Source organism: Stenotrophomonas sp. K-6 (assembly GCF_056861555.1).
The window spans coordinates 121,345-137,473 of the sequence record NZ_JBSPUC010000006.1; the positions used below are offsets into that span (position 1 = coordinate 121,345).

General features: G+C 65.6%; 12 protein-coding genes. 8 read left to right on the forward strand and 4 right to left on the reverse strand.

Features of this window, described 5'->3' with window-relative positions; all coding sequences use genetic code 11:
- The first annotated feature begins 36 nt into the window (after window positions 1-36).
- The 5 genes from AC13F7_RS17490 to AC13F7_RS17510 all read left to right on the forward strand — a co-directional run bounded on the left by AC13F7_RS17490 (window position 37) and on the right by AC13F7_RS17510 (window position 7,811).
- Complete coding sequence (locus tag AC13F7_RS17490) at window positions 37-1,056, forward strand: alpha/beta fold hydrolase (protein ID WP_483002466.1); 1,020 nt, start codon at window positions 37-39, stop codon at window positions 1,054-1,056.
- Window positions 1,056-2,675: an N-acyl-D-amino-acid deacylase family protein gene (locus AC13F7_RS17495; protein WP_483002467.1), complete on the forward strand. Its 1,620-nt coding sequence runs from the start codon at window positions 1,056-1,058 to the stop codon at window positions 2,673-2,675. Before AC13F7_RS17490 ends, AC13F7_RS17495 begins: the two co-directional genes overlap by 1 nt.
- 37 nt (window positions 2,676-2,712) lie before the next feature.
- Window positions 2,713-4,200: a serine hydrolase domain-containing protein gene (locus tag AC13F7_RS17500; protein ID WP_483002468.1), complete on the forward strand. Its 1,488-nt coding sequence runs from the start codon at window positions 2,713-2,715 to the stop codon at window positions 4,198-4,200.
- 137 nt (window positions 4,201-4,337) lie between these two features.
- Window positions 4,338-5,330: a dipeptide epimerase gene (locus AC13F7_RS17505; RefSeq protein WP_483002469.1), complete on the forward strand. Its 993-nt coding sequence runs from the start codon at window positions 4,338-4,340 to the stop codon at window positions 5,328-5,330.
- A gap of 228 nt (window positions 5,331-5,558) precedes the next feature.
- The gene (locus tag AC13F7_RS17510; protein ID WP_483002470.1) at window positions 5,559-7,811 is read left to right on the forward strand and encodes a TonB-dependent receptor; all 2,253 of its coding nucleotides are present in this window, start codon (window positions 5,559-5,561) and stop codon (window positions 7,809-7,811) included.
- Window positions 7,812-7,861: 50 nt separating this feature from the next.
- Here the strand turns inward: AC13F7_RS17510 and AC13F7_RS17515 are convergent, their stop codons facing one another.
- Genes AC13F7_RS17515 through AC13F7_RS17525 form a run of 3 tightly spaced genes read right to left on the reverse strand, consistent with a single transcriptional unit; the run spans window position 7,862 to window position 11,261 of the window.
- Window positions 7,862-7,987 (reverse strand): hypothetical protein, encoded by a 126-nt coding sequence (locus tag AC13F7_RS17515; RefSeq protein WP_483002471.1) that lies wholly within the window; start codon window positions 7,985-7,987, stop codon window positions 7,862-7,864.
- Complete coding sequence (locus AC13F7_RS17520; RefSeq protein ID WP_483002472.1) at window positions 7,984-9,123, reverse strand: PepSY-associated TM helix domain-containing protein; 1,140 nt, start codon at window positions 9,121-9,123, stop codon at window positions 7,984-7,986. The genes AC13F7_RS17515 and AC13F7_RS17520 overlap by 4 nt, the downstream gene beginning before the upstream one ends.
- On the reverse strand, window positions 9,123-11,261 hold the full coding sequence (locus AC13F7_RS17525) for a TonB-dependent siderophore receptor (protein WP_483002473.1): 2,139 nt from the start codon (window positions 11,259-11,261) through the stop codon (window positions 9,123-9,125). The genes AC13F7_RS17520 and AC13F7_RS17525 overlap by 1 nt, the downstream gene beginning before the upstream one ends.
- Before the next feature lie 327 nt (window positions 11,262-11,588).
- Between AC13F7_RS17525 and AC13F7_RS17530 the strand changes: the two genes are divergently transcribed.
- Complete coding sequence (locus AC13F7_RS17530; RefSeq protein WP_483002474.1) at window positions 11,589-12,485, forward strand: hypothetical protein; 897 nt, start codon at window positions 11,589-11,591, stop codon at window positions 12,483-12,485.
- 94 nt (window positions 12,486-12,579) lie between these two features.
- Window positions 12,580-13,119, forward strand: coding sequence for a demethoxyubiquinone hydroxylase family protein (locus tag AC13F7_RS17535; RefSeq protein ID WP_483002475.1), 540 nt, complete (start codon window positions 12,580-12,582; stop codon window positions 13,117-13,119).
- On the opposite strand, the gene AC13F7_RS17540 is transcribed toward AC13F7_RS17535, so the two are convergent.
- Window positions 13,094-14,326, reverse strand: a complete 1,233-nt coding sequence (locus AC13F7_RS17540; RefSeq protein WP_483002476.1) for a hypothetical protein — start codon at window positions 14,324-14,326, stop codon at window positions 13,094-13,096. The two genes, AC13F7_RS17535 and AC13F7_RS17540, sit on opposite strands and share 26 nt — an antisense overlap.
- Window positions 14,327-14,439: 113 nt before the next feature.
- Between AC13F7_RS17540 and AC13F7_RS17545 the strand changes: the two genes are divergently transcribed.
- A complete protein-coding gene (locus AC13F7_RS17545; RefSeq protein ID WP_483002477.1) occupies window positions 14,440-16,095 on the forward strand; it encodes an acetolactate synthase large subunit in 1,656 nt (551 codons plus the stop codon).
- The last annotated feature ends 34 nt before the right edge of the window (window positions 16,096-16,129 follow it).

Consider the following 16,129-nt stretch of genomic DNA (forward strand, 5'->3'; position numbering starts at 1 on the left):
ACAGCAGTAAAGGGGTGGCGGCGGTTTCGTCGGTGGGTGAAGTGGATCGTGCTCGGTCTGGTGGCGGTCGTGATCCTGCTCACCCTCATCGGGGTGGTCTACGAGGCCTTGGCGCGCCGGAGCGCGGCGACTGACCATCCATTGCGCGGCCAGATGGTTGATGTCGGCGGACGCCAGATGCATATCGAGTGTCGCGGCAGTGGCACCCCGACCGTGATCTTCGAGTCCGGCCTCGGCACGGGCGGCACGATGGACTGGACCCGGGTGCACGACCGGATCGCCCGCTTCACCCGCGCCTGTGCCTACGACCGCGCCGGCATCATGCGCAGCGATGCCAAGGACACCCCGCAGCGTGCGTCAGCCGTGGCCGATGACCTGCACGCCCTGTTGAAAGGCGCGGGCATCACCGATCCGCTCGTGCTGGTCGGCCATTCCATCGGCGGGCCGTACACCCGGACCTATGTGGGGCGCTACGGCGAGCAGGTGGCCGGGCTCGTGATGGTCGACCCCTCGCACCCCGACCAGATCGCCCGGCTCGGCAGCGTGGTGAGCATCGATGTCCACCCGAAGAAGGTGTCGCTGTTGATGCATACCGCCACGGCACTGTCACGGACCGGCCTGGTGCGCTTCCTGTTCTCGCGCGCCGATCAGGGCCCACGCCCGAAGGATGAGGCCGCGGAGATCACCGCCTTCTCCAGTGCCTCGGTCACGGGCGCGACCGCCGAGCTCGACGGCTTCGACAGCACCATGGACGATGCCCGCGCGGTCACGTCGTTTGGCGACCGCCCGGTGATCGTGCTGACCGCATTGAAGCCGTTCCAGCCGGACGAACTGAAAAAAATGGGCCTGACGGCAGAGGAGGGCGCCCGGTTCAAGCAGGAATGGCGCACCTTGCATGCCGAGCAGGCCGCCCTGTCCAGCCGCGGGCAGCAACAGATCGTGAGCGATTCCGGTCACTACATCCAGATCGATCAGCCCGATCGCGTGGTGGATGCGGTTCGCCAGGTCGTGGGTGACGTGCGTGCGCAGGCGCGCACCAACAAGGAGATGCAATGATGAAGCGCACCCTGCTCTGGGCGGGCATGTCAATGCTGTTGGCCGCCAACGCGGCCGCCGCCGATTATGACCTGGTGATCCGCGGTGGACGCGTGCTCGACGGTGCCGGCAATCCGTGGGTCCGTGCCGATGTAGCGGTCAAGGAGGGGCGCGTGGTCCAGGTAGGCCAGGTCCCCGGACAGGGCACCCGCGAGATCGACGCGACGGGGCGCTATGTGTCTCCGGGCTTCATTGACATGATGGATCAGTCCGGCGCGGCGCTGCTCAAGGACGGCGCGGCCGAGAACAAACTGCGGATGGGCGTGACCACGCTGATCGGCGGCGAGGGCGGACCGCCGGTGCCTGCCGCGGGGATGCCGGACTACTTCAAGCAGCTCGAAACGCAGGGTATCGCGGTCAACTTCGGCACGTACTACTCCTCCACCCAGGCCCGCGTGCATGTCATGGGCGATGCCGCCGGTGCGCCGACCCGCAAGCAGCTCGATGCCATGGGCGAGCAGGTGAAGACTGCGATGGAGGCCGGCGCGTTCGGTATCTCCAGCGCCCTCATCTATGCACCCAGCAGCTTCCAGAGCACCTCGGATCTGATCTCGCTGGCCAAAGTGGCCGCGCAATGCGACGGCTTCTATGCCACGCATATGCGTGACGAGAGCGAAGGCGTGGTCAAGGCCATTGAAGAGGCCATCGAGATCGGCGAGAAGGGCGGCGTCAAAGTTGAGATTTTCCACCTCAAGGCGGCCTATGCACCGGAGTGGGGCAAGCTGATGCCGCAGGCGCTGGCGACGATCAATGCCGCGCGCGACCGCGGGGTCGATGTAGCCGCCGATCTGTATCCGTACACCGCAGGCGGCACCGGGCTGGAAATCATCGCGCCGAGCTGGGTCTGGGCCGATGGGCTCGAGAAAGGCATCGAGCGCGTGCGCGACCCCAAGGTGCGCGAGCGTATGAAGAAGGAGGTCGCCGCCGGTTCGATGCCTGGCTGGTCCAACCTGGTGCATGCGTCAGGTGGATTCCAGAACGTGCGTCTGGCCAACAGCTTCAGTGAGAAATACCGGCGCTTTCATGGCAAGACGCTGGCCGAGATCGGTGCCGAACTGAATCTGGATCCGGCCGATGCGGCCTGGGATATCGCGCTGGAAGGGTTGCCCAATCGCGCGGTGGCGCTGTATTTCATGATCAGCGAAGCGGATGTGCAGCTCGCGCTGCGCCAGCCCTGGGTCAGCATCGGCAGTGACGCGGCCGCCGCGGTGAATTACGGCAGCGACGGCGCCATCGGCCTGCCGCACCCGCGCGCGTACGGCACTTTCCCGCGCATCCTCGCCGAGTATGTGAAGCGACGCCAGGTGCTCACCCTGGAAGATGCAGTCCGCAAGATGACCAGCTGGCCCGCGCAGCGGATGGGATTGAGCGATCGCGGGCTGATCCGCGAGGGAATGCGCGCCGATATCGTCCTGTTCGATCTGGACACACTGGACGATGTGGCGAGCTGGGACGCACCCGCCGGCGCGCCGACCGGCATCGAGACCGTGATCGTCAACGGTGTGGTGAGCTTCGAGGGCGGCAAGCACACCGGCGCCCGGGCGGGCGCGGCGCTGCGCCACCAATGCCGCACGCGCTGATCCACGTGCGCGCCCCAACAACTACAGGACACATCTCATGATCCGACATTCCACCGGCCGTAGCCTCCTTGCCCTCGCACTCGCCGCGTCCGCGCCGGCACTCGCCGCCGCACCACCGATCACCAGCGCGGACGATCTGGGCACGGCGGTCTCCGCACAGATCGCCTGCGCCGGCATTTTCGTGGCCAACCGTGCCGAGGCTGACGTACTGCGCGACGACATCCACGCGTTGGCGCCGTTCACCAAGGCGGTGGTGCTGTCGGTAGATCGCAAGGCCGGAACGGTCACCGCGTCCGCGCCTGGCGCTGCCACGCGTACCGCGCTGCATCGGCCGGCCGTCGGCTGTACGTTGACCACCGGCGACGTGCCGCTGAAGACGCTCGATGCCCAGGCCGCACGGCTCTCACCGCTGCGTCCGCTGTCGGCACGACCCTGGCCGCAGGGTGACCTGCCGGCTCCGGCGCTGCAGGCGGCCGCCGAGACGAAGCTCGACCGCGCCGCACTGGATGCGGCCGTGAGTGCCGCGTTCGAGGAGCAGAACGTGGGCGGCTACCCGGACACCCGGGCGATCGTGGTGGTGCAGGGTGGGGCGATCGTCGCCGAGCGCTATGCGCCGGGGTTCAATCAGGACACCCGCATGCTCGGCTGGTCAGCCACCAAGAGCATCATGGGTACGCTGGTCGGCCTGCTGGTCGATGACGGCGTGCTTAAGCTGGATGACCCGGCACCGGTTCCCGAGTGGCAGGGCAAGGGTGACCCGCGGGGCGCCATCACGCTGCGCCAGTTGCTGACAATGTCGAGCGGGTTGACCTTCGTGGAGAGTTACAAGCCCGGCAACGAGTCGATCAAGATGCTGTTCGAGGCGGGCGACATGGCCGCTTTGGCTGCCGCGATGCCGCTTGAGCACGCCCCCGGCACACAGTGGAGCTATTCGTCGGGCACGACCAACATCCTCTCGCGCATTGTCTTCGACGCGACCGGCGGCACGCTGGAAGGCATGACCCGGTTTGCGCAGACCCGACTGTTCGAGCCGGCGGGCATGCGCAGCGCGCTGATCGAGCCGGACGAATCGGGCGTGCTGGTCGGCAGTTCCTATGGCTACGCCACGGCGCGCGATTGGGCGCGCTACGGGCTGCTGCATCTCAACCACGGCGAAGCGGGTGGCAAGCGCCTGCTGTCGAAACAATGGCTGGCGTTCGCTCTGACCCCCACCCCCACATCACCGCGCCCCTCGTACGGCGCGCAGCTCTGGTTGAACCGGGCGGCGCCAGACGAAGAAGGGCGCAAGGTGCTGCAGGATGTTCCACCCGATGCCTTCATGGCGATGGGCCACAACCATCAGATCGTGGCCGTGATCCCGTCGCAGGATGCGGTGATCGTGCGGATGGGCTGGACGCCGGAAGGGCAGAAGTTCGACTGGAACAAGCATGTCTCGCGGATCGCAGCTGCGCTCGCGCCGGCGGCCGCGCCAGCGAGTGAGGTCACCCTGACCCGCAGGGAGAGCGCCAACCGCGGCGCCCATTGACAGTTCTCTTTATGGAGAACTAATGTCTCAATGTGAGAAATGCTCACTTTGAGGCAGGGAATCCAGATGTGCTCCATCACGCTGTTGGCGACGCCCCCGTTGAGTCGTGACCCCGCTGCCACCGGGGTCAACGCCTGATGGCCCGCCTGAAACTCGGCATCGCGGTGGATGCGCTTCGTCTGGCCGCCCCCTTCCGCATTGCCAGTCACGTCTTCGACAGCCGGCTGGCCATCCTCGTCACCCTGGATGACGGCGTGCATATCGGTCGGGGCGAGGCCACTGGCGTTTACTACCTTGGCGAAGACCTCGACAGCATGCGCGCCCAGATTGAAGCGGCGCGCGATGCGATCCAGGCACACCCCACGCGCGAGGAACTGCGTTCGATCCTGCCGGCAGGGGGTGCCCGCAATGCGGTCGACGCCGCCCTGTGGGAGCTGGAATCAAAGCAGTCGGGCAGGCCGGTCTGGGCGCTTGCCGGACTCGCCGCGCCGCGACCGCTGCCGACGACCTTCACCGTGGGCGCCGATGCGCCATCGGCCATGGCGGCCGCTGCGGTGGGATATCGGCAGGCGCGCTCGATCAAGGTCAAATTAACCGGCGATCTGGATCTGGACACTGCCCGCGTCGAGGCCATCCGCGCGGTGCGTCCGGACGTGTGGCTCGGTGTGGATGCCAATCAGGGCTACCAGATCGACGATCTCGACCGTCTAGTGACCGCCATGCTCGCCGCTGACGTATCCCTCATCGAGCAGCCGCTTGCGCGCGGGCGCGAGTCCGATCTGGATGGGTTTGCATCGCCCATTCCCTTGGCCGCAGACGAAAGCGCGCTGACCCTGGCGGACGTCGAGGGACTCCAGGGTCGCTTCAATGTGTTCAACATCAAGTTGGACAAATGCGGCGGTCTCACCGAGGCGCTGCTGATTGCCGCGGCCGCGCGGGAGGCCGGGCTGGGGGTCATGGTCGGCTGCATGGTGTGCAGCAGCCTGGGGGCCGCGCCCGGCTTCGTGGTCGGCCAACTGTGCGACCTGGTCGATCTGGATGGCCCGACCTTCCTCAAGCAGGACCGTACGCCCGGCGTGGTGTATCGGGACGGCACGATCTGGTGCGACGAGGCCGTCTGGGGCGGCTGACCGTGGGAGTGGGAGGCGTCCCGGCACACTGTTTCATGACCATGGTGCGACGCGGGATTGACAGTTCTCTGAACAGGACTATTGTGTCCTACATGGGCTTATAAGCATCCATCATTTCCCAGGAGCGTCACTGCCAGGCCGGCATGCCCCTGAACCCCGGGGCGCCCTGACTGCCGCACTTCGTGCCCATTGCCGTGGGCTTCCTGCTCGCTACCGAGGTCTCATCACATGAGTCACTGTTCGCCCCGAATCAACGCGTTGTCCCTGGCCTGCGCTGCAGGCATCCTCGCCCTGGGCTGCAGCGCCCCGGTCATGGCGCAGGTGGCCGCTGAAAAAACCAATCGTGACGACGTGCATACCCTGGGCACGGTCACCGCCACCGCGCAGAAACGCGTGGAAGTGGTGACCGATATCCCGATGTCGATCAGCGTCATCAGCGAAGAACAGCTGGACCGTCTGCAGGTCAACAACATGAACGACCTCGCCGGACTGGTGCCGGGCCTGCAGGTCAGCAGCCTGGGCGCGCCGGGCCGCTCGACGATCTCCATCCGTGGCATCACCCCGATGGGCAATACCGCCGCCACGTCGATCTATGTGGACGACGTGCCACTGACCGCAAACGGCTCGCTGTCCGGTGCCACCTCGGGCATGTTCGATCTGCTGCCCTACGACGTACAGAACGTGGAAGTGCTGCGCGGCCCGCAGGGCACGCTGTACGGCGCGAGTGCGCTGGGCGGCGTGGTCAAATACGTGACCAAGCGGCCGGACCTGGAGTACTTCGCTGGCCGTGCCGGCGCCACCATGCGCGTGGTGGACGACGGCGGTCGGGTCGGGCACTCCGAGCGCGCGGCGGTCAATGTGCCGCTGGTGAAGGGCACCCTGGCCCTGCGCGCCAGCTACGCCGAGCAGACCAGCCCCGGCTGGATCGACAACACCGTCCTGCATCGACGCGACACCAACGATGTGCACCAGAATGCCGGTCGTGTCTCGCTGCTGTGGAAGGCCTCGGACACCGTGGACGTGCTGTTGACCGCGATGCGCCAGGAAAACAAGGGCGACAACTTCGCAACCGTCGCGCTGGATCCGGTCACCTTCAAACCAAAGCTGCCGGGCTACGCCAACGAGTACCTGTTCCTGCAGCCAAGCACGATCAAGTACGACGTCTATGGCCTGACGGTGGACTGGGACCTTGGCTGGGCAGATTTCACTTCCGCCAGCAGCTGGATGAAGTCCAACTCGTGGCGCCTGCAGGACCAGTCCGTCGAGTACATTCCGCTGCTGGGCCAGCGCCCCGGCGTGGGCCCGGTGATGGCGTACGCCGCGCTCGACACCGACATCGAACTCAAGAAGTGGACCCAGGAACTGCGCCTGACCTCCAAGGGTGACAGCCGCCTGCAGTGGCAGGTGGGCGCGTTCTACACCGATGAGGACGCGGCGTACATCGAAGATGGCAGCGCACTGAGCCCGGCGTTCGCCCCGGTGCTCAATCTGTTCAAGGCCTCGGTACTGACCAGCTATAAAGAGAAGGCGCTCTTCGGCAATACCACCTGGAAGTTCACCGATCGCTTCGATCTGGCCCTGGGCGTGCGCCATGCGCGCAACGATCAGGTCTTCCGCCAGACGCTGGGCGGCCCGCTGGGCGGCGATGGCGTGCAGCGCGTCACCGAGTCGTCGGAAAGCGTGACCACCTGGAGCGCCAGCCCGCGGCTGTTCCTGGGCGAGGACACCATGGCCTACCTGCGCGTGGCCACCGGCTATCGTGCGGGCAGCCCGAACCCCATCTTGCCGGCCGCGACGGATGTCCCCTCGCAGGTCGAGTCCGATACGTTGATCAACTACGAAGCCGGCGTGAAAAGTCACTTCTGGGATCGTCGTGCGCTGATCGAAGTGGCCGCATTCCGGATCGACTGGGACGACATCCGCCTGAATCTGCTGACCCCGCAAGGCATTTCCTACGGCGTCAACGGCGGCAGCGCCCGCAGCCAGGGCGTGGAATTCACCGGCGCGTTGATGCCCGTCGATGGCCTGCGCCTGAGCGCCAGCCTGGCCTATACCGATGCCCAGCTGACCTCGCCGATTCCGCCGGCGCGCCCGGGCGGTGCCAATCAGGCCGAGTCCGGCGCCCAGCTGCCACAGGTACCGGAGTGGGCAGGCAGCCTGCAGGCCGACTATCAGTTCCCCACCAGTGGTGACTGGGGCTGGAGTGTCGGCGGGGCGCTGCGCTACTACGGCGAGCGCGAGGCTTCGGTGGCGTCTGCACAGTCCTTCGAGCTGCCCAGCTACACCACGGTCGATCTGACCGCCGAAGTGAGCAGCCAGAACACGACCGTGCGGTTCTTCGTCACCAACCTCACCAACCGCGACATCTACGTGGCCGCCGGCCGGACCATTCCCGCTGGCTCGGCCCAGAGCTTCCGCCGCTGGAATGCGGTGATGATGCAGCCGCGCACGGTGGGTGTATCGGTGGATTACAGCTTCTGATCAGCGTCTGATCAACCTGCGCGGCACCGCCAGGTGTCGCGCAGGGCGGGCTACTTGCTGAATTCCGCCGGCAGGAAGCCTAGCCACAGCAGCAGCAACACCAGCCACAGCCATCGCCAACGGCCCATGCCACGCCACGCGGCACGCCAGGGACCGGGTGTCTTCTGCAGGCTCATACCGCCGCCTTTCGCGCACGCGCACGCAAGGCATCGGCGGTGCGCAGGCCGTAGATGTACACGCCGGTGAAACACAACGAGGTGAGCAGGGCGCCCGCCAGGAACCACAGCAGCCGGATCGGCCAGCCACCGAAACTGCCGAAATGCAGTGGGTCAGCCATTTCCGCGATGCGTTGATGCACGCTCAGATCGCCGCCGTCATGGCGGCCCAGCACGGTGCCGTCCTGCAGATCCAGCGCGATGTTGTTGGCCCGTTCGCGCACCAGCCAGGCAGTGGCCTCACCCACCAGGACCAGTCCGCGACCATCGCGACTCACGAGTGCGCCGGTGGGCGTGAACGCTGGCCATTGCTCACGCACGTGACGCACGGCGGCATCGACCGCCGCGGGGTCCACCGGGCGCGCTGGTCCGTCGCCGTCCACCAGGTTCGTGACCGGGGCCGCCGGCGCATCGCCCCCCAGGGATTCGACCAGATACCACGCCCCGGTGATGCCGATCAGCAGCAGGAACCACATCGACCACACGCCGGCCAGGCGATGCAGATCACCCCAGAGGCGGCGCGGACGCGCGGTATCGGGACGCTTGAAGAAGCCACGCCACCATTTCTTGTAGATGTACAGGCTGCCCAGCCAGGACAGCAGCAACGGTACCGAGAGTGCCGTCACCAGCGGCACCCCATAGATGACCGGCAGCATCAGATGGCGATGGGTGTTGCGCAGCAGGCGTTGCACATTGAACCAGCCGGTGTCGCCGGTGACCTGCGCGGTGTAGGGGTTGATCCACACGAAACGCCTGCGGCCATCGGGCAGGCGCATCTGCGCGCGGGCCGCGAACAATCGGGTGTGCCCGGCACTGATGCCCTCCAGTTCCCAGTCCGGCCGGGCGGTCTGCACGGCGGAGATCATGCGCCCCCAACTGGCGGTGTCACCACCGTCGGCCACCCGCATCGGCTTGTGCAGCAGCCAGTCGATCTCCTGCGAGAACACCGCGAGCGTGCCGGTCAGGCAGACGAAGCCCATGAACAGGCACAGCTTCAGCCCGATCCAGCTGTGCAGCTCGAACCAGCGCCGACGCCCGCCACCGGTTGCGCGCGGGGCGGGCAGGCGCGCTGGCGAAGGCGGGCGCGTGGGTTGCATCAGAAGGTGTATGCCGCCTGGAGATACACACGACGCGGCTCGCCCGGGAAGTGCCCCGTGCGCTCGGTGAAGCCGCTGGCTGCGTAGACCTTGTCGAACACGTTCTTGAGGTTGGCCTGGAACTGCCACTGCTGCCACTGCGTTTTCCAGCTGACATCGAACGTGGTGTAGGGCTTCACCGTCTGCCCATCCAGGCTGACCCGCTCGTCCACATGGTCGGCACCGAAGCCCACGGCCGACTGGATCGCCGGGAAGTCGTAACGGGTCCATAGACCCAGCTTGTTGCGTGGTGCGTTGGCAAAGCGATCGCCCGACGCATTGGTGATGCCACCGGTGCCGGCATCCTTCACCACGGCATCGTTGTAGGCGTAGGTGAGGTTGACCACCCAGCGGTCGGTCACGTCGGCCAGCAGGTCCAGTTCCATGCCCTTGCTGCGCACCAGACCCAGCGTCGCGAGCTGGTTCACGCCATCGATCACCGCGCCGGTGGCCTGCACGATGTTGCTGCGCTCGATGCGGTACGCGGCCAGGTTCAGGGTGATGCGCTCGGCCAGCAGGCTCTTCATGCCCACTTCCCACTGCCGGCTGCGCTCGGGATCGAACGGACCACCGGCGTCGGCATTCTGGTTGGCCGCCGATTGCGGAACGAAGCCGCTGGCCACGTTGGCATACACGTTCACACCATCGCGGACCACGAAGGTGCTGCCCAGGCGCCAGCTGATGTCATCGCCATCCACGCTGCTGCCGGCGATGCGGTCGTCATCCTTGAACCCATCCCAGCGCAGCCCGGCCAGGATGTGCCAGCGCGGGGTGAGGGTGATCTCATCCTGCAGGTAGCCGCCGTAGCGCTTGCTGCGGGTGCTGGTCGCACGCCAGGGCAGGGCGGCCAGGTTGTAGTCGTGATAGGAGGTCACGCCATACACCGGGTTGAACAGGTCGATACCCGGGACAGGACCGGCGCCGCGGGCGAGATCCGCGCTGTTCGCGGTCTGGGCGTTGAAATCCGCGTCCATCTGGTACACATCTGCGCCGAACAGCACCTTGTGGTCCACGCCTCCGGTGCTGAGCCGCCAGACGGCGTTGCCGTTGGCTGCGAAGGCATCGTTGGCGCGGATCTGGTTGCGCAGCTGGCGCGTCATCCACTCGGCGGTGCCGTCACGATCGCGGTCGATCAGGCCCATCGGCTCGTGGTAAATCTGGTGTTCGTTGTTCTCGAACCACCGCGCCGCGACGTCCAGGTCCAGGCTCGAGGTAGGCGAGAAACGGTACTGGGCCAACACCACCTTGGCATCCATGTCGAGGAAGTCGGTGGCCTCGTTGTGGTTCCAGCGGCGGTCGGTCAGGAAGGTGCCGGCATCGTTCACCGGCACCCCGCGCAGGCGATTGCCGCCGAGTTTCTGCGTGATGTCGGTGTACTGCAGCACCATCTCGCCGGTCTCGCCCACGTCGAACGCAATCGACGCATCGCCGATCACGCTTTCGCTGTCGGTGTTCCAGCGTACGCCGTCTTCGGTGTCGCTGTAGAGGCCAGCGCGGTAGCGCACGCTGCCGGTGGTGTTGAGCGCACCGGTGGCTTCGACGGAGGCGGCGCGGAAATCGTTGTTGCCGACCTGCACCTCCACCCGGCGCTCGGCCTTGGCCGACGGCTTGCGGGTCACATAGTTGATGACACCGCCCGCATCGCCGCCGCCGTACAGCGCGCCGGCCGGACCCTTGAGCACTTCCACGCGCTCGATGTTGAACAGCTGCGGCACCGAGAAGCCCGCGTAGGGATCACCACGCAGCCCGTCATACAGCACATTCTCCTGGCGGAAGCCGCGCAGGGTGACACCGGCATAGCTGAAGAAGCTGATGCCACTGATGCTGCGATACAGATCGGTGACCTGGCGTGCGGCCTGATCGTCGATCAACTCGCGGGGCAGCACCTGGATGGACTGCGGCACCAGCTCCAGCGGGGTATCCGTGCGGGTGCCCACCGCCGCGTCATTCACGCGATACAGGGTCTGTGCCCGCCCCAGCACCTGGACCTTGTCCAGTTCCTTCACATCGGAAGCGGGATCGGCGTCGGCCGCATGGAGGGCCGGACTGATGGACAGCGCGACGGCTAGGCAAAGGGCGTGGCGGGGCAGGGGCGGCATGGGGGACCGGAGGGGCATAAATGGGAATGCGACATATTACCATTTGACGCACTTTGATACGTGCCTGCCTACCTGCCGACGTGCACTGCCCGAAATCCGGGCACCGCCGGGACGTCTTTGGGGTGGACTGGCTTGCCCGGGTGCCAGCGACGGTGACAGCACTTCGATGCGACTCCGGGGGCAGGTGCACTTGCCGCCCGGTATCCGGAGCCATAACGGCACTTCCTTTCAGCGGCTATGCTTGTACGGATTCAACCCTCCACGCGTACAAACACGGCAGGCCGCATCGCGATGAACGTGAAAACAAGCGCCGCAATGCGGTTTTCAGTGCTGCTGCTGTCGGCAGCATTGCTTGTCAGTGGCTGCACGCGAACCAAGCGTGAGACGGTGCTCTCCTCGGATACGCTGAAAGTCGTGGCGGTTACGGAAAGCAGGCTGGATATCAACGTCAGCAAGTACCAGCATTACACGACGTTCGAGCTGTATGTCGATGGCGAAAAGCTCTCCGACAAGGCTTTCGCAGGACTCCTAGAAGATCCGGGCGCCACTGATGATCGCTTCGTGCATACCGATGCGGTCGTCCTCGACGACCATGCGGTGCTGCTGGCGTCACACAACCGGGACAGCCCGCGCTGTTGGACGACACGCCTTTTCACCAGCGGCGGAAAGCCGAGGCTGGAGGAACTCGTGACCGGTACGGTCGACTGCTCCATCCGCCCCGCGCCTGCCGGCTGGAGCGCACTTTATGACGAGCCGGGGAATCTGATCCTGATCCGCGCGAAGCCCTTCCAGATTCATCCGATGGCGGGCTACTGGTACGTGCTCTGGATCGAGGGAGACGTCGCAGCGCTGTATCAGAAAGACCGGGAGCGGGAGCGGCTTGTTGTCAGGCTTGCTCGGATTTCCTCGGACACGTCCCTCGCAGAACAGGTGCTGCCCATGCAGCAGTACGCGGAGCCTGAGCTGCTGTACGCCTCTCCGGAGGCGCGCAGGCAATGGCTGTTTGATAACTTCAGGGTCTCCATGGGGCACACGCCCTCGATCCAGCTGCGTGCGGATAATCGGCTGGAAACCATCACGCCGGAGGTCTGGGCGCAGTACCAGGCGATTGACCGGGAGAACAACGCGCTCGATGCCCGCGCGCGCGACGAGGGGGAAGCCTGGCACGAGGCGCAGCGCACGGCGCTGGACGCCGGAAGGGCGGAGCAATCGCCTGCCAGATAGCGCCGGCTCCCGGGAGAGCGTCGTCGCCTGTATCGACCCGTTGGCCCTGATATCGTCAGCATGCAGGCCCCCACATCACATGCTCAGGACTCACATGGACGTCGTCGCGCATTCTTTCGCCCCTGGTCTGGGCGACCGCATCATCAAGGTCAACCACGCCGGCGAGCATGGGGCCATCGCGATCTATACCGGCCAGATTCTGCTTGCGCGGCTGACCGCGCCCGCACTGGTGGATGAGCTTCGTGAGTTCCGCTCGCACGAGGAACGACATCGCGCCATCTTCGGCGCGGAGCTGGTGCGACGCGGCCGCCCGCGCTGCCGTAGTTACTGGTTCTGCGGCCTGGGGGGGTTCATCCTCGGCGCCATCACCGGCCTGCTGGGACGCGGGGCCATTTCGGCGACCACGACGGCCGTCGAGCGTGTCGTGCTGCGCCACCTTGAGCACCAGATTGGCGTGCTCCACGGTCATGACCCTGCAGCGGTGCTGGCCATTTCATCGATCATTGCGGATGAGCAACAGCATCATGATCAATCCCTGGCGCATACCCGGGCAGACGCATTCTGGCCCAAGGTACTGAGCCCCACCGTGTCGGCCTCGACGGAAGCTGTCATCTGGCTGGGGATGCGCCTTTAAGCCGTGGATGGGCATGAAGTCCGGAAAGGCCGGCTGCTTTGCACGCATCAACGAAGGTCGCGCCCTGTTTGTCCATCAACGCTCTCACCACCTGATTGGCTTTCACCAGCGTGGGGCTGGGCGCTGCCCATTGATCCTCAGGCAGCGGCGCCGACCACGCGCTTACCTCGGCCGGGATCGCAGGTCGGGCCCTGCGATGGGTCCACTCGGCAAGCAGGTAGGGCAGTTTCCAGAACGTCAGCACACGCCACACGTACCAGCGCCGAAGAGGCCACCAGGAGCGTTTGCCGTAGCCGTACTGCTCCCGTTGCTCAGGTGTCAGGTCATCACCGCCATCATCAAGGGAGCCCATCGCGCGCGCATCCTCACGCTCGATCTCGAACGTATGCATGCCCTCATACGGCTTCAGGCGGTCTTCGGTCGGGACCAGACCCAATGCCTGGAACCAGGGGTTGGGTGCGTTGAACAACTGCTCGTCCTCCATGTAGTTCCGGATCGAGGCCCACAGGCCCAGCGAGTGCGAATCACTCGGCTGTGGCAGCAGGACAAACTGCACGGTGTCCCGCTCTTCATCCTCCAGGCCCATGCCGAAGGTGTACTGGCGCGTCGCGCCATAGGGGGTGACGCCCTGTGCATTGGACACCCAGGCAACGACACTCTCCCAGGGCACGATCAGGGCGCGACCGCTGTTGCGGTCGATGTAGCACACCTCGCGACGCTGGCGGTTGAAGCGCACCGGGTAGGGCTTTGCGCCTTTGAACTCGTCGCCGAACATTCCGTAAGCGAATGCTCCCAACGGAAGGAGCCCGAGCAGCGCGCCAGCGGAGAAGACCTGGATGAACATCTTCAAATCCGCCAGCGGCGTCGGGAAGTTCTCCGGGTAGGCGAGCACCAGATAGAGCATGATGAGCGCGGGCACGATGAACGCCAACACCAGCAGGCCGACGATGCCACCGGCCAGCATCTTGACGCCCTCTACCGTTCCCCAGTTACTTCCGCCCAGATCCAGGAACACCTCATTGATGTCCGAGAACTGCCGACGGGAGCCCTGGACCTGACCGGTGTACACCGGCAAGGGAGACAGGAACAGCGTTTCGGTCGCGCCTTCGACGCGGATCTCTCCTGCTGAAGGGCGTTTACTGCGCACGTCGAGCGCAGCGGTCGCCGCCGCCTTCGTGCTGTTTTTCTTGAAGAATCGCTTGAACACGCTCGCCCGCCGCACGGCCAACGTTGCATGATTTCACAGGGGTGATTGGCTGTCACCAAACCCTGAAATCTCCCCGGGTATAGTGATCCATCCTCACCACAAGGATCGACGCTATGCAGAAGGGCTCGGATCTACTGGTCAAGGCGCTGGAGAATGAAGGCGTAGACCGCATCTTTGGCGTGCCGGGCGAGGAGAACCTGGACTTCCTGGAGTCGCTGCGGACCTCGCGCATCGAACTGGTGCTCACACGTCACGAACAGGCCGCGGCGTTCATGGCCGCCACCCATGGCCGACTCACTGGCAGGCCCGGGGTATGTCTGGCCACTCTTGGCCCCGGCGCCCTGAACTTCTCCACGGGCGCCGCGTATGCACACCTGGGGGCATGGCCGATGATTCTCATTACCGGCCAGAAGCCGGTGATGAGCGCCAAGCAGGCGCGCTTCCAGATCGTGGATATCGTGGCGTCGATGAAGCCGCTCACGAAAATGACACGCCAGATCGTCAGCCCGGCCGCGATTCCGGCCACCGTGCGCGATGCGTTCCGCGTGGCCATGGAAGAGCGCCCCGGGCCGGTACATCTGGAGCTTCCGGAGGATGTCGCCGGCGAAGAGGTGGAGGATATCCCCGTCATCCCGGTCCATCCGCTGGAGCGTCCGATCGCACCTTCTGCCGCGCTCGACCGCGCAGAAGCAGCCATCCTGGCCGCCAAACGACCGCTGGTGATGATCGGCGCGGCCGGAAGCCGCCCGTGGCTCACCGAGGCGCTTTCCGCCTTCGTGGCGAGGACACGCCTGCCGTTTTTCAACACGCAGATGGGCAAGGGGGCGGTTACCGGCGGCTCCAACCTTTACATGGGCACGGCCGCGCTCTCCGAGGGCGACTATGTGCACGAGGCGGTCGCCCGCGCGGACCTGATCATCGCCATCGGCCATGACACGGTCGAGAAGCCGCCCTTCCTGATGAAGAGCAGCGGTGGACCGAAGGTCATCCATATCAGCTTCCACTCGGCCACCGTCGAGCAGGTGTACCACCCCGACATCGAGGTGCTGGGTGACATCGGCGCCTCGGTTGACGCATTGGCTGACCGGCTGGAAGACCGGCTGGCTGCCGATGAAGGCATGGCGGAGCTGCGCCAGAAGATCCTCGCCCGGCTCAACGACCGCGCCGAGGAGGGCCGCTTCCCGATCACGCCGCAACGGGTCGTGCATGACGTGCGCGAGGCCATGCCGGAGGATGGCATCGTCTGTCTCGACAACGGCATGTACAAGATCTGGTTCGCGCGGAACTACCGCACGCATGTCGCCAATACGCTGCTGCTCGACAACGCGCTCGCCACCATGGGCGCTGGGCTGCCGTCAGCCATGATGGCCGCGATGCTGTACCCGAAGCGCCGCGTCATGGCGGTGTGTGGTGACGGCGGCTTCATGATGAACTCGCAGGAGCTGGAAACCGCCGTGCGGCTCGGGCTCAACCTGGTCGTGGTGATCCTCAACGACAGCGCCTACGGCATGATCCGCTGGAAGCAGGCGGTGGATGGCTTCGAGGATTTCGGGATGCGCTTTGGCAATCCGGATTTCGTGAAGTATGCCGAGGCTTATGGCGCCAAAGGGAGCCGGGTGACCGCGGTAGGCGACCTGGTGCCCATGATCGAAGCCGCCTTCGCTGGCGGCGGCGTCCACGTGCTGGACGTGCCGATCGACTATGCCGAAAACACCCGCGTGCTGGTGGATGAGCTGCGCAACCGCACGCCGGACGTGGGCTGCGCATAATCGCCACTGCTGATCCTTCCCAGAGGAGCTCAAG